The sequence below is a fragment of the Clostridiales bacterium genome, assembly GCA_030016385.1.
GTDB lineage: Bacteria > Bacillota > Clostridia > Clostridiales > Oxobacteraceae > JASEJN01.
This window is the reverse complement of record JASEJN010000009.1, coordinates 30,065-52,544: the sequence shown is the minus strand read 5'-3', so window position 1 is coordinate 52,544 and position 22,480 is coordinate 30,065. Positions and strand designations below refer to the sequence as shown.

General features: G+C 39.5%; 20 protein-coding genes. 16 read left to right on the top strand and 4 right to left on the bottom strand.

Annotated features, from left to right (window positions below):
- Nucleotides 1–5: 5 nt before the first annotated feature.
- The 14 genes from QME45_03760 (at nucleotide 6) to QME45_03695 (ending at nucleotide 17,439) form a co-directional block, all read left to right on the top strand.
- Entirely contained in the window at nucleotides 6–1,247 is a 1,242-nt protein-coding gene (locus tag QME45_03760) for a competence/damage-inducible protein A (GenBank protein ID MDI6617780.1), read from the top strand.
- Between the two features lie 66 nt (nucleotides 1,248–1,313).
- The gene (locus QME45_03755) at nucleotides 1,314–1,886 is read left to right on the top strand and encodes a DNA-3-methyladenine glycosylase I (GenBank protein MDI6617779.1); all 573 of its coding nucleotides are present in this window, start codon (nucleotides 1,314–1,316) and stop codon (nucleotides 1,884–1,886) included.
- Between the two features lie 20 nt (nucleotides 1,887–1,906).
- Nucleotides 1,907–4,183 (top strand): RNA polymerase recycling motor HelD, encoded by a 2,277-nt coding sequence (gene helD / locus QME45_03750; GenBank protein MDI6617778.1) that lies wholly within the window; start codon nucleotides 1,907–1,909, stop codon nucleotides 4,181–4,183.
- A gap of 644 nt (nucleotides 4,184–4,827) precedes the next feature.
- Nucleotides 4,828–5,106 carry a CD3324 family protein gene (locus QME45_03745; protein MDI6617777.1) on the top strand — a complete coding sequence of 93 codons (279 nt, stop codon included), beginning with the start codon at nucleotides 4,828–4,830 and terminating at the stop codon, nucleotides 5,104–5,106.
- Nucleotides 5,107–5,461: 355 nt separating this feature from the next.
- Entirely contained in the window at nucleotides 5,462–5,989 is a 528-nt protein-coding gene (gene raiA, locus QME45_03740) for a ribosome-associated translation inhibitor RaiA (protein MDI6617776.1), read from the top strand.
- 186 nt (nucleotides 5,990–6,175) lie between these two features.
- Complete coding sequence (gene secA, locus QME45_03735; GenBank protein ID MDI6617775.1) at nucleotides 6,176–8,683, top strand: preprotein translocase subunit SecA; 2,508 nt, start codon at nucleotides 6,176–6,178, stop codon at nucleotides 8,681–8,683.
- A 37-nt stretch (nucleotides 8,684–8,720) separates the two neighbouring features.
- Nucleotides 8,721–9,858 (top strand): peptide chain release factor 2 gene (prfB, locus tag QME45_03730; GenBank protein MDI6617774.1). Its coding sequence is split into 2 segments (ribosomal slippage): nucleotides 8,721–8,804 and nucleotides 8,806–9,858, totalling 1,137 coding nucleotides; the frame shifts between segments, so codons are not numbered across the junction.
- A 139-nt stretch (nucleotides 9,859–9,997) separates the two neighbouring features.
- Nucleotides 9,998–10,516, top strand: a complete 519-nt coding sequence (locus QME45_03725) for a LiaF-related protein (GenBank protein MDI6617773.1) — start codon at nucleotides 9,998–10,000, stop codon at nucleotides 10,514–10,516.
- 217 nt (nucleotides 10,517–10,733) lie between these two features.
- The gene (locus QME45_03720; protein ID MDI6617772.1) at nucleotides 10,734–11,963 is read left to right on the top strand and encodes a methyltransferase domain-containing protein; all 1,230 of its coding nucleotides are present in this window, start codon (nucleotides 10,734–10,736) and stop codon (nucleotides 11,961–11,963) included.
- Nucleotides 11,960–13,144 carry a DegT/DnrJ/EryC1/StrS aminotransferase family protein gene (locus QME45_03715; GenBank protein ID MDI6617771.1) on the top strand — a complete coding sequence of 395 codons (1,185 nt, stop codon included), beginning with the start codon at nucleotides 11,960–11,962 and terminating at the stop codon, nucleotides 13,142–13,144. Before QME45_03720 ends, QME45_03715 begins: the two co-directional genes overlap by 4 nt.
- 21 nt (nucleotides 13,145–13,165) lie before the next feature.
- Nucleotides 13,166–14,284, top strand: coding sequence for a DegT/DnrJ/EryC1/StrS family aminotransferase (locus QME45_03710; GenBank protein MDI6617770.1), 1,119 nt, complete (start codon nucleotides 13,166–13,168; stop codon nucleotides 14,282–14,284).
- Nucleotides 14,285–14,376: 92 nt separating this feature from the next.
- Nucleotides 14,377–14,952: a YdcF family protein gene (locus QME45_03705; GenBank protein ID MDI6617769.1), complete on the top strand. Its 576-nt coding sequence runs from the start codon at nucleotides 14,377–14,379 to the stop codon at nucleotides 14,950–14,952.
- An 83-nt stretch (nucleotides 14,953–15,035) separates the two neighbouring features.
- Nucleotides 15,036–15,299 (top strand): hypothetical protein, encoded by a 264-nt coding sequence (locus QME45_03700; protein MDI6617768.1) that lies wholly within the window; start codon nucleotides 15,036–15,038, stop codon nucleotides 15,297–15,299.
- Nucleotides 15,283–17,439 carry a Tex family protein gene (locus QME45_03695; protein ID MDI6617767.1) on the top strand — a complete coding sequence of 719 codons (2,157 nt, stop codon included), beginning with the start codon at nucleotides 15,283–15,285 and terminating at the stop codon, nucleotides 17,437–17,439. Before QME45_03700 ends, QME45_03695 begins: the two co-directional genes overlap by 17 nt.
- 72 nt (nucleotides 17,440–17,511) lie before the next feature.
- On the opposite strand, the gene QME45_03690 is transcribed toward QME45_03695, so the two are convergent.
- Nucleotides 17,512–17,937 (bottom strand): YaaR family protein, encoded by a 426-nt coding sequence (locus tag QME45_03690; protein ID MDI6617766.1) that lies wholly within the window; start codon nucleotides 17,935–17,937, stop codon nucleotides 17,512–17,514.
- Nucleotides 17,938–18,100: 163 nt separating this feature from the next.
- The gene (gene fba / locus QME45_03685; protein MDI6617765.1) at nucleotides 18,101–19,030 is read right to left on the bottom strand and encodes a class II fructose-1,6-bisphosphate aldolase; all 930 of its coding nucleotides are present in this window, start codon (nucleotides 19,028–19,030) and stop codon (nucleotides 18,101–18,103) included.
- 416 nt (nucleotides 19,031–19,446) lie between these two features.
- Between fba and QME45_03680 the strand changes: the two genes are divergently transcribed.
- Nucleotides 19,447–19,941, top strand: coding sequence for a hypothetical protein (locus QME45_03680; protein ID MDI6617764.1), 495 nt, complete (start codon nucleotides 19,447–19,449; stop codon nucleotides 19,939–19,941).
- 3 nt (nucleotides 19,942–19,944) lie between these two features.
- On the opposite strand, the gene QME45_03675 is transcribed toward QME45_03680, so the two are convergent.
- Nucleotides 19,945–20,325: a DUF4363 family protein gene (locus tag QME45_03675; GenBank protein MDI6617763.1), complete on the bottom strand. Its 381-nt coding sequence runs from the start codon at nucleotides 20,323–20,325 to the stop codon at nucleotides 19,945–19,947.
- A gap of 14 nt (nucleotides 20,326–20,339) precedes the next feature.
- Nucleotides 20,340–21,008: a DUF421 domain-containing protein gene (locus tag QME45_03670; GenBank protein MDI6617762.1), complete on the bottom strand. Its 669-nt coding sequence runs from the start codon at nucleotides 21,006–21,008 to the stop codon at nucleotides 20,340–20,342.
- Nucleotides 21,009–21,229: 221 nt separating this feature from the next.
- Between QME45_03670 and QME45_03665 the strand changes: the two genes are divergently transcribed.
- Nucleotides 21,230–22,327, top strand: coding sequence for an SMI1/KNR4 family protein (locus QME45_03665; GenBank protein MDI6617761.1), 1,098 nt, complete (start codon nucleotides 21,230–21,232; stop codon nucleotides 22,325–22,327).
- Nucleotides 22,328–22,480 lie beyond the last annotated feature (153 nt).

Here is a 22,480-nt window from a genome sequence, read left to right as displayed (position 1 = left end):
GATAAATGAGAGCTGAAATATTATCAGTTGGTACGGAGCTCCTGCTGGGGGATATTGTAAACACCAATGCGCAGTACATAGCAAGAAGGCTTGCAGATAATGGAGTTTTTGTATATTATCAGACAGTAGTCGGTGATAATCCGAAGAGGCTCTCGGATGCTCTTGACATTGCGTTTGAGAGAGCGGATATAGTGATAGCCACAGGAGGGCTCGGACCTACCAAAGATGATATCACAAAAGAGATAGGAGCAAAATTTTTCAACAGGAAATTGGTCCTGCATGAAGAATCCCTTAAAAAGATCGAAAAGCATTTTAAGAATATGAACAGAAAGATGACCGATAACAACAGAAAACAGGCATACCTTCCGGAAGGATGCGTAATATTTCCGAACGCAAACGGCACTGCTCCGGGATGCGCTATCGAGGGAAATAATAAGATATTTATAATGCTGCCGGGTCCTCCCAAGGAAATGGCGCCCATGTTTGAAGATGAAGTAATGCCGTATCTTTCAAAATACCAAGACGGGGTGCTTGTTTCAAAGGTCTTAAGAGTGCTGGGGGTTGGCGAGAGCAATATGGAGGATAGTATAAAGGATTTGATGGATTTCCAGACAAATCCGACGATTGCGCCTTATGCAAAGGACGGGGAGGCCATACTTCGCATAACGGCCAAAGCCAGGGACAAAAACGAAGCATTGGGCCTTATAGCCCCTGTCGAAAAGCAGATAAGGGAAAGGCTCAAGGATAATATATATGGAACTGGAGATGCACCGATTTGGGATGTCGTCGCAAAAATGCTGATCGATAGAAAGCTTACGATAGCTGTAGCGGAGTCCTGTACAGGCGGAATGCTTGCATCGAGGCTTATAAATTATCCGGGGATATCGGATGTCTTTATGGAAGGTGCCGTGACGTACAGCAACGATGCAAAGATGAGAAGGCTTGGAGTCAGCGCAAAAACGCTGAAAAAATATGGAGCGGTAAGTGCCGAAACAGCCCGTGAGATGGCGGAAGGTATCGCAAGAACAGCCAATACAGATATAGGGCTTTCGACTACCGGCATTGCAGGGCCTGGAGGCGGAACTTTTGAAAAACCTGTTGGGCTTGTATATGCAGGCATGTATTTTAAGGGTGTTGTTAAGGTGGAGAAAATGAACATAGCCGGAAACAGGCAGAATATAAGAAACCGGGCTGTCATGAACGTGCTTGACTTTTTGAGACGGGAACTTGAAAACAGCGAAGTTTAAAATTTGTGTATATATTATTTGAAGAATATAAGATATGTACATGTTTAAAATACCGGAGGTTGAAAATTGAAAGCAAGGTGCAAATGGGCAGGAGATGACCCGATATATATCGAATACCACGATAAGGAATGGGGAGTACCTGTCCACGATGATATAAAACATTTTGAGCTTATTATACTTGAAGGAGCGCAGGCAGGACTAAGCTGGATTACCATACTCAAAAGGAGAGAGAATTATAGGAGGGCATTTGATAATTTTGATCTAGAGAAAGTCGCAAGATATAATCAGGATAAGATAAATGATCTTTTATCGGATAGAGGGATTATAAGAAACAGGAGAAAAATTGAAGCAGCAGTCGCAAATGCAAAGGCATTTATTAAAATACAGCAGGAGTTTGGAAGTTTTGATAAATTTATATGGAGGTTCGTCTCTGGAAAACAGAAACAGAATAATTTCAGGGATTTGAGCGAAGTACCCGCAAAAAGTGATGAATCTGATAAGATGAGCATGGAGCTTAAAAAAAGAGGCTTTAGATTTGTCGGCTCAACAATATGTTATGCATATATGCAATCGGCAGGTTTGGTAAACGACCACGTTTTAGATTGCTTCAGGCATGACGAGGTTCAGATGGGAAACTAAATAAACAGGAGGTGTATGTATTGCCTGCGGCAAAGCATCCGGACTATAAAGAGGAACTTGAAAGGTTAAAGTATACACTGCATTATGTGGAAAAGAGCCTTGATGCGTCAGCAGAGGAAAAGCTGCACATGGATGAGGATGTTGCGAAAAGAAGAAGGCACTTTGATTCTGCGGACAGCGAAAGTTATATAGGCCTTATGGTCAATACAATGCTTCAGGATAGAATCAATCTGAGGATTAAAAATTTAAAGATGGCCGGAAAGAGGCCTTATTTTGCGAGAATAGACTTTAAAGAAGACGGAAAGGATGTTCCCGAGAAATTATATATAGGCAAGATGGTGCTTATTCGCGATGAAGATCAGGAGCTTATCATCGTCGACTGGCGCGCACCTGTTGCAAATCTTTATTATGAGGCAAGGCTGGGCGAGGCGGCGTACACCTGCCCTGACGGAAAGATAAAGGGGCGGCTTTCCTTAAAGAGGCAATTTTCTATTGATGAAGGCAGGCTAAATGAGATATTTGATATAGATATAACGACTAATGATGAATTTCTGCAAACCTACCTCGGAGCAAATGCCGACAATCGCCTCAAGGATATTGTATCGACAATTCAGGTGGAGCAGAACAGGATAATCAGGGCGGACATGTGGAAACCTCTGATCGTACAGGGTGCTGCAGGCAGCGGCAAGACTACGATAGCCCTTCACCGTATTGCATATCTTATATATACTTACGAAAAAAGGTTTAATCCTGAAAATTTCATGATAATAGCTCCGAACAGATTGTTTTTAAACTATATATCCGGCGTGCTTCCCGAGCTCGGCGTTGAAAAGGTAAAGCAGACGACATTTCAGGACTTTGCCATGGAGCTTATAGGCGGCAAGTTTAAAATAAGGGACAGCAATGAAAAGCTTGTATTATTTGTGAATGGGAAAGACAGGGAATATAATGAAATAATCAAGAAGGATTCGGAGCTTAAGTCTTCCATAGTTTTTAAAAACATACTTGATGATTACCTTTCCATAATTGAGAAGGATTTTATACCCCATGAGGATTTTAAGATATTGCAGAATGTCATATTCAAATATGAAGAAATAAACAGATTGTTTTTGGTGGATTACAAGCATGAACCCTTTATGAAGAGGGTCAAAGAGATTAAAAAGCACCTTACCAATGCATTGAAACGGAAAAAAGATTCGCTTGTTCAAAAATTTCAGGATCAGTGCGATTTTATAGTCGAAAACCTTAAATTCACGATGGAGGACTGTGCGGAAAGGCATGAACTCATTGTAAATGCGATAGATTATAAGAATGAATCCATAAAAAATCTGGAGACCATATCAAAAAAAGCCGTTAAGGAATATATAGCCGGTATATCGAAAGCAAATCCATTCAAATATTATAAGAGTTTCATAACGGACGGGGAGCTTTTCGGCAGGTTGTGCTCAAAATGGGTGGATGAAAAATATATAGAACCGATAAGAAAGTACAGCGAAGATATAATAAGATCCGGCTCAATCGAAATCGAGGATCTTGCGCCTATAATATATATTAAATTCAGGATATATGGCATGGACGAAAAAATTCCTGTCAAGCATATAGTGGTGGATGAGGCGCAGGATTTCAGCGTATTTCAGTTCTATGTAATAAGAAATATAATAAAGGACAGCTCCTTTACTATCCTCGGTGATTTATGCCAGGGAATACACAGCTACCGCGGTGTGAAGGACTGGAATGATGTTATCAAGTATGCATTTGAAAACAGAGAATGCCAGCTTTTGAACCTGGAGCAGAGTTACAGGACGACAGTCGAAATCATGGATGCTGCAAATAAGGTGTTAAGCCGCATCAAGGATAAAAATCTCCCTCCCGGAAGGCCTGTAATAAGGCATGGAGAAAAAGTCGGGATTATTAAAAGGGAAACAGTTGAAGAAACTGCTTTGGATATAGAATCGAAGGTTAAAAGTTTAAGGGAAGATAATTATAAGTCCATTGCTGTAATATGCAAGACTATGAATGAATGCGAGGACATATTCGGACTTTTAAAAAAGATTAAAGATGGTCCGTATATCATAAAAGGTACTGAAAAGCAATACAAGGGAGGGTTTGTAATCGTCCCGTCATACCTTTCAAAGGGTCTGGAGTTCGATGCCGTAATGATTGTAAACGCAGACGATGATGTTTATAAAGAAAATGAGCTGGATGCCAAGCTTTTGTATGTGGCAATGACAAGGCCCCTGCACAAGTTATACATCTATCATCGCCGCAGGTTGTCACATCTGTTGAAGGATGTATGATGCAGGAGATTTTTGCATATGCGGTGTAAAAAATTATTATAGAAATTCTTTCTCTTGTAACGGTGTTTAATATATAGGATAATATAGTCAGTCAAGATTGAATGCATTCTATTGGCGAATCCTTATCGAGAGGAGATGGTCTTAAAAGATGATTTCAAAGGATAGGTGGTTCTCCGCCTGATAATGGAGAAGCAGGGAAGGCCTTTGCCTTCCCTATCTTAATATTGATTTTATATGCAGTCTACTATATAATATAAATGAAATTATTTCCATTCATTGTGAAAGGGGTGTTGAATTATGGAATTAGTATCGATTGTTTTAGATGAGGTGTTGGAGTTATAATATAATATCGGTTGGAGGGTTTGATTCAAGCCTGTATATCAGGTTTCTTTGTGTTGCCTTCCGACATTTTTCAATAACCATCACTTGAATGATTAAATATAGGGCGTACCTTTAATTGTTAGTTTTAGAGTCAAGTTTATTAAAGCACGGTGGTTATCCCGTGCTTTTGTATTTTTGCGGATTATCCCGTGGATGGCTATTAGTCCACGGGATTTTTGTATTCATTTTTAAGGAGGTGAAAACAATGGAAGCTTTCGGTAATTTTTCAAATAACGATCTATTAAATAAGGAGGTTTTCATTAGTGGGTTACAAAAATGGAAGGGATATTCTCCCGCCTGATCTTTTAGCCGAACTTCAAAAATATGTGCAGGGGGAATTGATATATATCCCCAGGAGTTCTGAAAACAGAGCGGCATGGGGGGAACTCAACGGGACAAGATTTATCATGGACGAGCGAAACCATGAGATTTATTTGATGTATAAAAAAGGTGTCAGCATAGAAAAATTGATGGAATGCTATCATCTGTCCTGTGACAGTATAAAAAAGATATTATATAAAATATGCAGAAATAATGTTTGATTATGGGAAGTTTTGTCGATTTTATTTATATATTCATTATGTGGATAATGGTGCATAGAGTTTTGTGTTCTCATATGTAAAAATGATAACACAAAATTCACATATAATTCACAGCGCAAGGGCAGGGAAAACAAGTTATGCACAGATATATCCACATTATCCACAGAATGAATAATAACATATCCACAGGCGAACATTCGGATACCGGGAATGTATATTTTATGTTTGAAAAATATTATTTCAAACAATTTTGATATATTCTGTCTGCGCATGGGTATAGACATATTTAACAAAATCATATAAAATATATAATAATAATCAAAGTAATGAAACAATAAGAAAGGGGTTGGATTTTATGAAGATTACAGTTATCGGTAAAAACTTCAATGTGACAGATGCATTAAAGAATACTGTTATCAAAAAGATAGGAAAATTAGACAAGTATTTTAAACCGCAGGTGGAGGCTCAGGTTACTATGAGCGTCCAGAAAAATAGTCATATAATTGAGGTTACCATCCCTTTTGATGGCGTTATCTTAAGAGGAGAAGAATCCACCGATGATATGTATGCCTCTATAGATAAGGTCGTTGATAAACTCGACAGACAGATAACCAAACATAAAAAGAGACTTGAAAGGAAACTCAGAGCGAATTCATTTAAAATAACTGATGAACATGATACGGAAAAAGAAGAGGATTACGCTTCGGAAGTTGTAAAGACTAAAAAATTTGCAATAAAGCCTATGCCTGTAGATGAGGCAATTCTGCAGATGGATCTTTTAGGCCATAGCTTCTTCGTATTTTTAAATGCTGAAACTGAAGAGGTAAATGTGGTCTATAAAAGAAAAGACGGCAGATACGGACTTATAGAGCCGGAATTTTAAAGGAAGCAGCCCAACGAGAGTTGGGCTTTTTAAATATCAGGAATAATATTTTCAAATAATATTGATATACAGGATTTCTACAGGGGTTGCATTGATAAAAAAAAATATCAATGTTATAATTTATTAGTGATAAGATAGAATTAATGTCTGCATTTTTTGGTTTACCAATAAATAAGAGGTGATAAAATGGCTAATATACTTGAGAAGATATTTGGAAATTACAGCCAGAAGGAAATAAAGAGAATTATTCCTATTGTAAATAGAATAGATGATTTAAAGGATCATTTTGCTGGAATGAGCGATGAGGAATTGAGGGGAATGACGGATACATTCAGGCAAAGGCTGGACAATGGGGAAACTCTTGATGACATTCTTCCTGAGTCTTTTGCTGTCGTGAGGGAAGCTGCCACGAGGACTCTCGGCCAAACTCATTTCCGTGTTCAGCTGTTGGGGGGCATAGTGCTTCACCAGGGCCGTATTGCCGAAATGAAAACAGGTGAAGGCAAAACGCTTGCCGCCACGCTTCCAGCATATTTGAATGCTCTTGAAGGCAAAGGCGTCCATATAGTAACCGTAAACGACTACCTTGCAAAGCGTGATAGCGAATGGATGGGGCAGATTTATAAATTTTTGGGGCTTACGGTTGGATGCATCGTGCACGATATGACTCCGGAGGATAGAAAAAAGGCATACGATTCGGATATAACATATGGTACGAACAACGAATTCGGGTTTGACTATTTAAGGGATAACATGGTAATTTTTAAGAAGGAAATGGTTCAGAGAGAATTAAACTTTGCAATAGTTGATGAAGTTGACTCCATACTCATCGATGAAGCCAGGACCCCTCTTATTATTTCAGGCGTTGGTGAAAAATCGACGGAGCTTTACAAATTGGCAGATTCATTTGTAATGACTCTTAAGAATAAAGACGATTTTGAGATAGATGAGAAGTCAAATGCCGTTTCCCTTACAGACAGCGGTGTAAAGAAGGCTGAAAGGTTTTTCAATCTGGAGAATTATGCCGATGCTGAAAATATGGAGATACAGCACAATGTTATACAGGCGCTGAAAGCCCACAATCTCATGAAGCGCGATATCGACTACGTTGTAAAAAACGGAGAGGTAATAATAGTCGACGAGTTTACAGGAAGGCTGATGTTCGGAAGAAGATATAGCGATGGGCTTCATCAGGCAATTGAGGCAAAAGAGCATGTAAGGGTTGAAAGAGAATCAAAAACGCTTGCGACGATTACATTCCAGAATTATTTCAGAATGTATAAGAAACTTTCAGGCATGACAGGTACGGCTTTAACGGAAGAGGAAGAATTCAGGACCATATATGGCCTCGATGTTATTGTGGTCCCGACGAATAAACCTATGATAAGAAAAGATTATCCGGATATGGTTTACAAGACAGAGAAGGGCAAGTTCAAGGCGATAGTCGACGATATTGTAAAGACCCATGAAAAAGGGCAGCCTGTGCTTGTCGGAACAATAAGCATAGAAAAATCGGAGCTTCTATCGGACATGCTGAAGCACAAGGGGATACCTCACCAGGTTTTAAATGCCAAGTATCATGAAAAAGAAGCTGAGATTATTTCCCATGCAGGTGAAAAGGGCATGGTCACGATTGCTACAAACATGGCAGGCCGTGGAACAGATATCAAACTCGGAGAAGGCGTGGTTGAACTCGGAGGATTAAAGATAATAGGGACCGAGAGGCATGAGGCAAGGCGTATTGACAATCAGCTGCGTGGGCGTTCCGGACGTCAGGGAGATCCGGGTGAGTCGAGATTTTATATATCCCTTGAAGACGATTTGATGAGGCTCTTCGGCTCGGATAAAATAAAAGCCGTAGTCGACAGGCTGGGCCTTGAAGAGGATCAGCCCATTGAAAACAAGATGCTTTCAGGTGCTATAGAAAATGCTCAAAAGAAGGTTGAGGGCAATAACCTGGATACGCGTAAAAGCCTTCTGCAATATGACAATGTAATGAACCAGCAAAGGGAGGTCATATACGCCCAGAGGAGCCAGGTGCTTGAGGGTGCCGATCTTAAAGAGCAGATGCTCCTTATGATGCAGGATGTCATATCTGCAATAGTAGATGCTCATACAGGAGGAGGCAAGGACTATAACGATTATGACATCAAGGGAATTTTAAGGTATTGCAACGATATTTTTCTTCCGAAGGATAGTTTGTCCGAAGAAGAGTTAAAGGGTATTTCAAAAGAGGACATAAAGAGCAAACTGTATGAAATTGCTGCTCGTTTGTATAATGAAAAAGAAGAGGAGTTTACAAGCGAGAAGATGAGAGAGATCGAAAGGGTCGTTCTCCTCCGTTCCGTAGATACAAAATGGATGGATCATATAGATGCGATGGATCAGCTGAAACAGGGAATAGGGCTTCGTGCTTACAGACAGAGGGACCCTGTCCAGGAATATCAGTTCGAGGCCAGCTCTATGTTTGACGAAATGATATATAATATAAAAGAGGAAACCGTTAAGACATTGTTCCATGTGAGGATAGAAAGGGCTCCTGAACGTGAGAGGGTTGCAGAGCCTATCGAGGCAAACCATGGTGAAACTGAGAAAAGGAAACCTATTGTGAAACCAAAGAAGATAGGGAGAAATGACCCGTGCCCATGCGGTAGCGGCAAGAAATATAAATATTGCTGCGGAAGAAATGCATAGCGGCGAATAAAGTGTAAAAAGTCGTGTGATTGAAAGGATGATGACAGTGGTAGAACTTGAAAAATATGAAATGGAAACAGGAACGATTGAAAATACACTAAAAGAATTGAGGGCTTCTCTTTGACGTCCCCAAAATTGAAGATCAGATAAAGGACTATGAATTTAAAATGGCGGAGCCGGATTTCTGGAATGATATCGAAAGGGCTCAAAACATACTTCAGGTTTCAAAATCACTTAAAACAAAGCTGGAGAGGATGAAGTCCCTTGAAAGCAGATTTGAAGACTTCAAAGTATTGATGGAGATATGCGAAAGTGAAGATGACAAGAGCTTGCTTTCGGAAATAGATATGGAGTATAAAAGCCTTATCGACGATTTGGAGAATTTCAGGATAGAGACTCTGCTTTCAGGCGATTATGACAAAAACAATGCGATACTCACCCTTCATGCCGGTGCAGGTGGTACCGAAGCGCAGGATTGGGTATCCATGCTTTTGAGGATGTATACAAGATGGGCTGAGAAAAAGGGCTTCAAGGTGGAAACTCTTGACTATCTGGAAGGCGAGGAAGCAGGTATTAAAAGCGTAACCCTTATGGTAAAAGGGGAAAATGCCTATGGATATCTTAAATCCGAAAAGGGAGTCCACAGGCTGGTAAGGTTGTCGCCTTTTGATGCGGCAGGCAAAAGGCATACGTCTTTTGCATCGTGTGAAGTGCTTCCGGAGCTCAGACCTGAGCAGGATGTTGAAATACGGCCTGAAGATTTGCGGGTGGACACATACAGGTCCAGCGGCGCAGGAGGCCAGTATGTGAATAAGACTGAATCTGCCATAAGGATAACGCATTTGCCTACAGGGATTGTTGTCACATGCCAGAATGAGAGGAGCCAGCATGCAAACAGGGAAACGGCCATGAAGATGCTGAAATCAAAGCTTATACAGCTTAAGGAGCAGGAGCATAAGGAAAAAATAGAAGACCTTGCGGGTGAATTAAAGGAGATAGGTTGGGGAAGTCAGATACGGTCGTATATATTCCAGCCTTATTCACTTGTAAAGGATCACAGGACCGGCTATGAAACAGGGAATGTAAATGCTGTTATGGACGGGCAAATAGATGAGTTTATAAATGCTTATTTAAAATGGCAGACTACATCGAATGAAGAAAAGAATATAGAGTGAAGAATAGTAAAATATAAATATGGAAATCCCGGATTAATAATAATCACGGGATTTTTTTTACATGCAGGAGAAATAATAAATATATAGAATAAATTAAAGTAACATCCAATAAAAAGTCATATCCGAGGGAGGTGAATTGATGAGACCATTTGATACTTATTTCTGGGGATTGCTGTTCATAGTCGTAGGGATTGCATTTATTATAAGACATACCATGCATATAAACATACCTATTATGAGGATTGCATTCGGCTTCGTGCTGGTTTACTGGGGATTATCTTTAATAGTCGGGGGTTTCAGCGTAGGCGGCAAGAGTAATGTTATTTTTGGCAACACCGACATAAAAAGCTCAAATGTCCAAAAGGAATACAATACCATATTCAGTAACAGTACGATTGATCTTCGCGATGTAAAATTTGATGATTATAAAACGATTGAATATAACACCGTATTTGGAAGCAGTACAATGAAGATCAGTGCCGACACGCCGATCGTTATAAAAGCAAGTGTCGCTTTTTCAGGTATACATTTTCCGGATGGTACTAATTTAAGCTTTGGAGAGTATGTTTATAAAACAAAAGCGTACAAGGAGAACGAACCATACATTACTATCAAGGCAGACGTTGCTTTTGGAAAACTTGATATAATAGAAAATTAATAGGAATACGGCCATTATTTTTGAGGGGTATATATAAATTATTTGAGGAATATTATTGCTGCTGTTAGCTGTGATGCTTTTTCCATAATATTTTCAAATATAAAAATGTATACCCTATTTTGATATCTATATATACTTTTGGTAATTGAAGTTTCAAAAAAATATTGCATTTGACGTAACGTTAAGTGTTAAAATACAATATGTAGGGGTGGTCGGTTTGGAAGAAAAAAATGGCACGATGTTTACGATAGGGCAATTTGCAAAAAAATCGGGCGTAACCCAGAGGACCATAAGGTTTTATGATAAGATCGGGCTCTTAAAGCCCAGCTATCGCAGCGGTTCAAACCGGAGATTATATAACATACAGGATTTTGCAAGGCTCCAGAAGATATTGACTCTCAAGTTTATCGGTTTGTCTTTAGATGATATTTCAAATGTCCTCAAGTATGATTTGAACGATAACGATTTTAAAAAGTCTCTTGAGATACAAAGGGATATAATAGATAAGAAAATATACCATATGCATATGGTTAAAAGTGCTATCGATGAGACATTGAACATGTTGGATAAAGATAACATTTTAAACTGGGAAAAGTTCATAAACATTATAAACGTGATAAACAGCGATAAAAACTGGATGGAGCAGTACCAGAATGCTTCGAACCTGAGGGCGAGGATAAGGATCCACGAGCTGTACAGCACCAATAAATACGGCTGGATGAGATGGTTTTTCGAACAGATGGATATACCGGAAGATGCACGCATACTCGAACTCGGATGCGGCGATGCAAGTTTATGGGTTAAAAACATCGACAGGATACCGGAAGGATGGGATATAACACTTACCGATTTTTCCCGCGGCATGCTGAAGGATGCGCAAAAAGCACTGAAGGGAAACTCGCCGGACTTCAATTTCAATGTGGTGGATGCACAGTCGATACCATATGCCGATGAGAGTTTCGATGTTGTAATAGCAAACCACATGCTGTATCATGTGCATGATATCGACAGGGCCTTATCGGAGATTTACAGGGTTCTCAAAAATGAAGGGAATTTTTTTGCGTCGACGGTGGGGAAAAACCATATGAAAGAAATGAAGGACATAGCGGAAACGCTCGTACCTGATATAAAAGTTCTCAAAAGTTTCGAACATACCGAAAGGTTCCAGCTGGAAAACGGCATGGAAATGATAAATAAGTTTTTTAAGGATGCAGAGCTGAAAAGATATGAAGACAGCCTTATCGTAGGCGAACCGGGACCGATCATCGACTATATTTTTTCTATATCGGGAAGAATAAGGCGGATACTTACAGGAGAGAAACTGAAAAATCTATATGATTTTTTAGCAAATGAAATAAAAAGAACAGGAGGAATCCATATAACAAAGGATACAGGGTTCTTCCATGCAAGAAAATATATTAATCAGACGAAAGGTGGTTCAATATGAAACCAAATAATATACCGTTTTCACCTCCGGATATAACGGAGAAGGAAATAAATGCTGTCGTGGAAGTTTTAAAGTCGGGCTGGATTACAACGGGTCCCAAAAATGCCGAGTTTGAGGAGAAAATCAAGCAGTACTGCGGTGTGAATGAAGCTGTTACCGTTTCGAGCTGTACGGCGGGCCTTGAACTTGTTTTAAGGATAATGGGCGTTAAGGAGGGAGATGAGGTAATAACTCCTGCCTATACGTATACTGCGACGGCAAGTTCGGCAACTCACAGAGGGGCGAAGCTCGTATTTGTGGATGTAAAAAAAGGCAGCTTTCTTATCGATGAGCAAAAACTATACGATGCAATTTCTCCCAAGACCAAGGTTATTACGACAGTGGATTTTGCAGGGGTTCCCGTCGATTATGATTCCGTCAGGGAAGTTATTAAGGCAAAGGGCAGGGAAGATATAATACTTATGTCTGATTCAGCTCATTCATTCGGGGCGAAATACAAGGGAAAGAGAGTGGGAGGTCAGTTTGACTTCCACGTGTTTTCGTTCCATGCCATTAAGAACCTGACTACTGCCGAAGGCGGAGCCATAACATACAACAATAATAATTTCAGAGGTTTTAATGATTTGCGAAGGGAATTCAAATTGAATTCGCTTCATGGGCAGACGAAAGACGCATTTTCGAAAATGAAGGCCGGCGCATGGAGGTATGATATTGTTACCGACGGATATAAATGCAATATGACCGATATAATGGCGGCGATAGGTATCGCCCAGCTTGAAAGATATGGATCCATGCTCAAAAAGAGGGAGCAGATATTCAAATTGTACTCGGAGCATTTGTCAGATAAGGATTGGGCAATACTGCCGTTTGAAAAAGATGACAGGGGCACGGTTACAAGCTACCATCTGTATCCTTTGAGAATAAGGGGATTTAACGAAGATAAAAGGAATAAACTTATTCAAATGCTTGCAGATATGGGGATTGCTACAAATGTTCATTTTGTACCGCTTCCCATGTTCACATTCTATAAAGGCATGGGATATTCCATAGATGATTATCCGAATGCCTTCAAGCAGTATGAAAATGAAATAACGCTTCCGCTTTATTCGACTCTATCCCTTGAAAATGCGGAATATGTCGTTACGGAGCTTATAAAGTGCGCCGAAAAGCTTTTGAAATAACTCTGAAAGGATGGTGTGGATTTGAAGGTAAAATTTTTCACTCCTACAAGGGAGTATAATGAGAAAAAACAGGAATTTGACGATGCGATGCACAGCGTAATAAATAGCGGGGCGTTTATACTCGGGAAGGAAGTATCCGAATTTGAGTCCGCCGTCTGCAGGTATACAGGAGCAAAATATGCAGTAGGTGTAGCCTCGGGCAGCGATGCTCTTGTAATTGCCTCGGATATACTGGATTTCAAGGACGGTAAGGAGGTTATAACTTCTCCATTTACGTTCCTCGCATCCAGCTCTTGCGTTGCAAGAAACGGAGGCAAACCTGTATTTGTAGACATCGATGAGGATACATTCGATATAGATGCTAATAAAATCGAGGAAAAAGTGAATAAAAATACTGCAGGAATAATTCCGATACATCTTTTTTGCCAGATGGCGGATATGGATAAGATCTCAGCCATAGCACAAAAATATAATCTGCGGGTACTTGAGGATGCCGCCGAAGCCTTTGGAATGAAGTGGAAAGGTAAAAACGGCGAATACAGGCATTCGGGGACGATCGGCGACTTTGGCATATTTTCGTTTTTCCCGACCAAGACGTTAGGATGCTATGGCGATGGCGGGATGATAGTTACAAATGATGAAGAGCTGGCAAATCTTGCAAGAAGCTATAGAGTCCATGGGGCAAGCAAAAAATATCATTATGACCATATAGGATATAATTCAAGGCTGGATACGCTTCAGGCTGCCATATTGCTTGTAAAGATAAAATATATAGATGAAGCCATAAAAAAGAGGAATACGGTTTCAAAATGGTATACTGAAAGATTGTCGGACTGCCCGTATGTAAAGATACCAAGGGTCAAAGGCGAGCAGCGGGCTGTCTATTATGTTTATAATATACTGGCACAAAAAAGGGATGAGCTTGCATCCTACCTTAAGTCAAATGAGATAGGTTATAGCATATATTACCCTATGCCCCTTCATATGCAAAAATGTTTCAGCTACTTGGGATATAGGGAAGGGGATTTTCCTGTTGCGGAAAGGGTATCAAAGGAGATAATTGCTCTGCCAATTTATCCTGAAATAACGGAGGATGAAGTGGATTTTGTTTGTAATGCGATAAAAAAGTTTTATAAATAGCCTTTTTAAGGTATAATTATTTTAAAGTCTGCTGGAGGGGTGCATATAAATTATTTTAGAAATATACACCCCTCCTTTAAGGTGGGTTATTTATGAAAAAAATTATATGTGCCCTGTTATATATATTGTCTTTTTTTGTAGCTGTAGCCATATTTACAGGTATAAAAATATACAGCTTCGGAGTTAAGGCCAGGGCAGTCAGATCCGATTGCATAATCATACTCGGGTGCAGGGTTTACGGTACGCTGCCAAGCCCATTTTTAAATGCAAGGCTTGACGAGGGGGTACGTTTGTACAGTCAGGGATTTGGACAATATATAATCGTTTCGGGCGGCAGAGGCAATGGCGAGCTTATAACGGAAGCTGAAGCCATGAAAAGGTATCTTTTGAGCAGGGGGATAGATGAATCAAAAATAATAATTGAAGACGATTCGATTTCCACAGTCCAGAATATAAAATTTTCAAAGCAAAAAATGGATGAATACAATTTAAAAACCGCCGTTATCGTATCCAATAAATACCATCTTAAAAGGGCGTCCATTATGGCTGCAGACAAAAAAATAAGAGCAAGTTATTCCGGCGTATTTGTCCGCGATTATTACGGCCGGGAGATTTTCGGATTTTTGCGTGAAATACCGGCAGTAATAAAATATGTTATTTTTAAATAATGTCTTCTAATATAAAATATACATCTTTTTACAAATGAGTGTACCAAAATTATATGAAGAATGGCGCATGAGCAGGTGAATATATGATAAGATATGTGAAAAATATAGATGAGCTTGTGGAAGTCATCGACAAGGAATTCAGCGGCAAATATGCCAGATGCCCCGTATGCAAAAGCGACATCGGGATCGTAAACATACCGAATGTCGAATTGGGATTGCCTGAGCTTAAGTTTACGCAGTTCAAGCAGGCAGGCGTCTATTGCACCCAGGGGCATTGCATAATATTGCTCGAAGATGAAAATACAAAAAGTACTACGGGGGGAAAATCCAATGGAAAGCATCATTAAGCAGCTTGCAAAAGAGCTTAATATAAATGAAAAACAGGTTCAGAATACTGTTGCGCTGATAGACGAGGGAAATACGATACCGTTTATCGCAAGGTACAGGAAGGAAAGAACAGGCGGACTCGACGACATCGTTTTGAGGAAGCTTGGAGAAAGGCTTTCATACCTCAGAAATTTGGAAAGCAGAAAGCAGGAAGTAATCAGGCTTGTAGATGAGCAGGGGAAGCTTACGGATGACCTGAAAAAGAAGATTGAATCAGCTGAAATACTTACAGAAGTCGAGGATTTATACAGGCCTTATAAGGCGAAAAAAAGGACGAGGGCAACTATTGCCAAAGAAAAAGGATTGGAACCGCTGGCGAATATTCTTCTGCTTCAAAATGTATTTGAAGGCGGAATAGAAGATATTGCATCGCCATATATCAGCGAAGAGAAAGGCATACATACGATGGATGAAGCCCTGCAGGGCGCGGAAGACATAATAGCTGAAATGATATCCGATAATGCGGAATACAGAAAATATATAAGGGACATTACATACAGGGACGGCACGTTAGTATCGAAGGGATTGAAGACAAACGAAAAATCTCCGTATGAAATGTATTATAAATTTGATGAGCCGGTAAAAAGGATTGCTCCCCATAGAATTCTTGCGATAAACAGGGGTGAAAAAGAAAAATTTTTATCAGTCAAAATAGATGCTCCGGTAGATGCGATAATGCAAAAGCTTTATGGACAGATTTTAAGCAAGACGGAATCGTTAACCACAAAATATGTAAAACTTGCCTGCGATGATGCCTATAAAAGGCTTATTGCACCTTCCATAGAAAGGGAAATAAGAGCGGAACTGACAGACAAGGGTGAAGAACAGGCCATAAAAATTTTTGCTGCCAACCTTCACAGCCTGCTGATGCAGCCGCCTATAAAAGGGAAAGTGGTGATGGGTTTTGACCCTGGATTCAGGACCGGATGCAAGGTGGCCGTGGTGGATGATACGGGTAAACTTTTAGACACTGCGACGGTGTATTCGACTGCTCCTCAGAATGATGTCGAGGGAGCTAAAAAGAAGCTTAGGGAACTTATTGAAAAATATAATGTGGACATAATATCTCTTGGAAACGGGACTGCTTCAAGGGAATCAGAACAGATGATATCCGCTCTGATATCCGAATTGGGGAAAAAGGTATGCTATTGCATAGTAAGCGAAGCAGGGGCGTCGGTTTATTCGGCGTCGGAGCTTGCATCAAAGGAATATCCCGATGTCAACGTATCATTAAGAGGTGCGATATCCATAGCGAGGAGGCTTCAGGATCCTCTTTCCGAGCTTGTAAAGATAGATCCTAAATCCATCGGCGTAGGGCAGTACCAGCATGATGTTGCTCCCAAAAGGCTGGATGATTCCCTGAGGGGAGTTGTGGAAGATGCAGTCAACAATGTCGGAGTAGACCTCAATACCGCATCGGCGTCGCTTCTTCAATATGTATCCGGTATAAACAGCGTTATCGCCAGGAATATAGTGGAATACAGGGAGCAAAACGGCAAATTTAAAAGCAGGGAAGAAATAATAAACGTAAAGAGGCTTGGAGAAAAAGTATTTACACAATGCTCGGGCTTCTTAAGAGTTCCGGAAAGCAAAAATGTTTTTGACAATACGGCCGTACATCCTGAATCGTATGGCGCCGCCGAAAAGTTTTTATTGAGATTGGGTTTTACAAAGGATGATGTCAGGAATAGAAATTTGCAGATGATAGACTCATACGTAGGCTTGATAGGTATTGACAAGCTTGCCGGTGAAATAAATACAGGTGTTCCCACGCTCAAGGATATCATAGAGGAGATTAAAAAGCCGGGGAGGGACCCGAGAGAAGGCTTGCCAAAACCTATATTTATGACAGGAGTGATTGAGCTATCCGATCTTAAACCCGGAATGATTTTAAATGGGACAGTGAGGAATGTCGCGGATTTTGGAGCTTTTGTGGACATAGGCGTTCACCAGGATGGGCTCGTACATATTTCTCAGCTTGCAGACAGATTTGTAAAGCACCCGCTGGATGTCGTAAAGGTTGGAGATATTGTAAAGGTTAAAGTTTTGGAAGTAGATGCCGAAAGAAAGAGGATTTCCCTTACAATGAAGGACATATAAGCTGCATCAGCAGGCTCTAAAGCCTTTCCATGATATTATTCGAATAATTTTGATGTGCCATATCAACAAGGCTTACTTGTAAATATCTACAAGCAGGCCTTCTATATGTTCTATCATATTTGCGACGGCGAGAGTACCTTTTTCTTCTGAAAGTACCGTTTGGGTAAGCTTGTCAAGCTCCTTATTGATTATTTGAACAATTGTAGAAGAGTTTCCATTATACATGCTGCGAAGCTTTGCCACCCGGTATGCATCTTTTAGCACGAAGGAAAGATATTCTTTTATTTCTTCTTTATATTTATGCACGGATGTTATGCTCTGAGACTCGATTATCTCCCTTCCGCTCTTTTTTATACTATGAAGCAGCTTTTCAAGCTGCTTGTCGGTTTCTTTTTTAAACGCGTTGCTGAACTGCTCTTTAAAACCGGAGCTTACTTTTTTATTTGAGATATTGTCTGTATTTATTTTTCCCTGTGCCGTTATCTTCGAAATCGCCATATTTTCGCCGGCTTTCCTTAAGATTGTATGGTAAACTTATAATTTGTATATTCTTCATAAAATCGGATAATCCTTTTTAAGGCTCATAAAAATAACAGGCGGACTTCACCGCATTTCTGGAAGCCCGCCTGTTATCGAGTTTTATCTATTAATCTGCCGTATTTTATGCTTTATTGTTGCAGCCAAGTACGTCCCTTATCTTGTGCTTTACAATCTGCTTAATGGCTTCTCTTGCTTCTCCCAAGTATTTTCTCGGGTCAAAATCCTCAGGATGTTCAACAAAATGTTTCCTTACAGTAGATGTCATTGCCAATCTTAAATCAGTATCTATGTTTATCTTGCATACAGCCATCGATGCGGCTTTCCTGAGCATCTCTTCAGGAACGCCCTTTGCTCCGGGGAGATTTCCGCCGTATTTATTGCAGCGTTCAACAAATTCCTGCGGTACCGATGATGCACCGTGAAGTACTATTGGGAAGTTAGGCAGCAACTTTTGAACCTTTTCCAATCTTGCAAAATCGAGCCTTGGTTCGCCTTTGAATTTATATGCTCCGTGACTTGTTCCGATAGCTATTGCAAGGGAATCGATTCCGGTTCTCTGTACAAATTCTGCAGCCTGATTCGGGTCTGTAAAAATAGCATCTTCCGCCTTGACATTGACTGCATCTTCTATTCCTGCAAGCTTTCCGAGCTCGGCTTCGACGACGACACCTTTGGCGTGTGCATATTCAACAACCTGTTTTGTAATCCTGATGTTTTCCTCAAATGGAAGCTTTGATCCGTCAAACATGACGGAAGTAAATCCACCATCTACACAGGATTTGCAAAGCTCGAAACTATCACCATGGTCTAAGTGCAGAACTACAGGAAGACCCGATTCTTCAACTGCTGCTTCAACAAGTTTCTTTAAGTATATGGGGCCTGCATATTTTCTCGCTCCGGCAGAAGCCTGAAGTATTACCGGTGCGTTTTCCTCTTTTGCAGCACTAATTATTCCCTGTACGATTTCCATGTTGTTAACATTAAAAGCTCCGATTGCGTATTTTCCTTCGTAAGCTTTTTTAAACATTTCTTTTGAAGTTACAAGTGGCATTGTATCCTCTCCTTATAAATAAATTTTGCAAAACATTGCTGGACATCAATAGTCCCACCGGGACTATCGGCTATCAATTTTATTATTAACCAATTCTTAACAATAGTCAATAGTCTATTAATGGGTACTTCAATTCGCAATTTGAAATCAGGCATAAATAGGCTTATGTTATTTTGAGCGACGAATGAACATTCAAAATAACATAAGCTCAATTTAAGAATCGAAGTAATGGGTATCTGCAATTCCAATCCGTATGACATTTATGACATGCATTTTCATAGCAATTGAAGTAACGGGTGCATATATTAAATTTAATCGATATTTGACTTTGGAATATTTTACATTTGTAAGTTTATGGATTTAAGTTTAAAATAAATATAAGTATTCTACATATATTTGGAGGAAACATAGTTAAATTGAAAGCGATAATTGTTTATTATTCTGGAAACAACCAAACAAAAGATGTTGCAAAACTTATTGGAGGCTTGATGCTTAAAAATAGAAATAGAGCACAGGTCAAATATGAAACAATTCAGCCGTTGAAGGAAGAAGGCACAATAAAAAAAATAATAATGGCGACATTTAAAAGAGAAGTCCCCATTCTCAATGCCGATCTGGATGTAAGCGGGTACGACATCATAATCATAGTAAGCCCGGTTTTTGGCGTGCAGGCTCCTCCTGCAGTCAACAGTTATCTGGTCGATATAAACGGCGTAAAGGGTAAAAAGACGGCTGCATTTGTAATCACTTCATTTGGAAGTGGAAATGCGGCTTTAAAAAGCATATCAAGTGTATTAACTAAAAGGGGCGGTAAATTCGTAAGCGGCACGGGTATGTTAAGCAAGGATATATCCGAGGGTCTGGGACTTAAAAATAAAGTAAGGGATTTCGTTAAAAAGATCTTGAAATGATGGCTATAAAATATTCTTTAAATTAAATATCTCTTTGCCGTAAATATGCTCCACCATAAACCTTAAACTGTTTAGTTCCGCATGGGCAAGGGGTACATCCTTTGTATTTATATACTGCTTTGATTTTTTCATGGACAATTCTATGTTATCCATTTCTATATGATCTGTTAGGGTTGCCCATATTTTTTCTGTTTTGTCCCATTTGCCTTCCAGGTCGTCGATGCTTGTTTCAGCCTCGTTCCATTTGCCTTCAGATACGAATTTCATCGTTTTTTGTACGGATGAGGAGAGCTGGTTGGATGTATTTTTAAAATATATTATTATAGCAACACTAAAAGTCAATATTATTACAAGGATGACCATTGACATTATAAATTTTTTCATGATTTTCCCTCCCTTTATTTTTTCTGAAAGAAGAACTTTCCGGATGAATCCAGACCTGCAAAAAGCACTTGCTTAAAATCGGATATATCGCTGTTGTTTAAATTTTTCCTGATGTCATTTTCATTCAGTTTGGCAATTTTTAAGTTTTCCCGTACCACTTTGCCATCTATTATCAATGTTATAGGAAGCCTTTCCTGCTCGATGTCCAAATTCATATCCTTTGGTGTCACAGGCCTTTTCATTGATTTTGGTATAACGCTCAGCTGCCCTTTTGTTTCAAGTATTGCGAATTCAACATCCTGTATATCTGGGTAACCCTTTACCCTGAGCTGTTCCAAAAGATCATCTATATTAAAATACAGCTTTGCAAGTTCATCGGTTCTTACGATGCCGTGGTCTATTAATATGCTTGGTTTTCCGCATATGACGGCTCTTGCTTTAAGGCTCTTCAGCGAGGCAAAGGAGAGTATTATATGGGCAATCATCAATATTACAATAGGTATAATGCCATAGAGCAAAGGGATTCCGGTATTTTGCATAGGTACCGCGGCAAGCTCGGATATAATTATGGTTATCACGAGTTCAAAAGGCTGCAGCTGGCCGATCTGCCTTTTGCCCATTATCCTCATTACTATGAGCACGACTATGTATAATATAATTGACCTTACGATTACAATAAGCATTGCTTCACCCGCTTTCAAAGTTTTGCAAATTTAATATAACCATTTTCCCTTTTTAGTATTCAAAATAACATAAACTCATATTGCTCTTTCCATAATATTCTTCAAATAATCTGTATGTACCCGGTAATATTTTAATTATGCTTAGAACATGGCTGATATTATGATAGAATAGTATTAATAACTGCTATGCATAAGTGTTTTTACAAAAGGAGATGTGCATCTTGAAACTGAGGTTTGAAAAATTTGAAAGAAAGTATAATTTCTATCTTCCTGATTCATATAAACTTCTTATTACTGAGTTGGGCGATAGTTATATGATAGGCAACTGCGAGTTCTTTTCGGCTGAAGATTTTATAAACAATAATTTAAGGTCCGGAGGCGAAATGGAAGTCGGGCTGTTCCCATTCGGAGGATTGGGGAATGGGGATTGCTTCTGCTTTTTAAAATATGGAGAAAATCCTGAAGAATATTATATAGTGCTCTGGCTGTCTGAAACTTGTAATTATGTCATATTGAACTCGACATTCGATAATTTTATATACAATTGCCTTATACAGGAATATAAGGCTCTTTTATACCCCGATGAGTATATGGCGGAGGGAACGAGAGAAGAATATGAGGAGTGCATAGACAAGATAGGCAGCGTATCGTCATTGTTTGATTTTGATTTGGACCTCATAGAGAAAGCAAAAGATGAAGATGCTTTGGATTCTCTTATATTAAAGAGGGATCCATTTGCCGTACAGCTTTTATGCATGCTTGGGAAAAAGCTGCTGTATACTCACACAAAAGAAGCGGAAAAGTATCTAAACAGGGCGATCAATTTTTCCCCTGATTACGCCGCTCATTATTATATCCTGGGCAAATACTTGCTTGATGAAAACAAAAAAGAGGGTCTGGAGCTCCTTTATAAATGTGCAACAGTACCTATCGCAGCGTCAGGCTATAGTTACTGGGAGGAGGACGATGTCGGCGTTCCGCGTAATTTACTGGATGAAGTATTTGAAATTCTTACGAAAAATAAAGATGAACTGCCCCATGAATGTGCAAAGTCCATTTATATGAATTTTATAATGAAAGGGGAACCATACGATCCTGATGCAAGGTTTATGCTTGCTGATGAATTCTTGAAATCAGGTGATTACATACATTGTATAAGGGAATTGAATAATGTAATGATACTTACAGATGACCCGGTCGTAAAAATAAAGCTTTTGGAGACGCTCATACCTGTATATGAAAAAGCGGGTTTTGTCTGGGCATCCAGCATATGTCGAAAGGATATAAAATATATAAGGGGTTTAAAAAAATCGGTTTAGCCTTGCAGTGCATATTTTATATTACGGGTTAGATGTTTATAAATTTAATGCCGTAGTCATATAATAGGTTATATATCTTCGAATGAGTGCTCAGAATGAGTGCTCAAAATAGCATAAGCTCATATTATGAATCGAAGGTTATATATAAAAAAG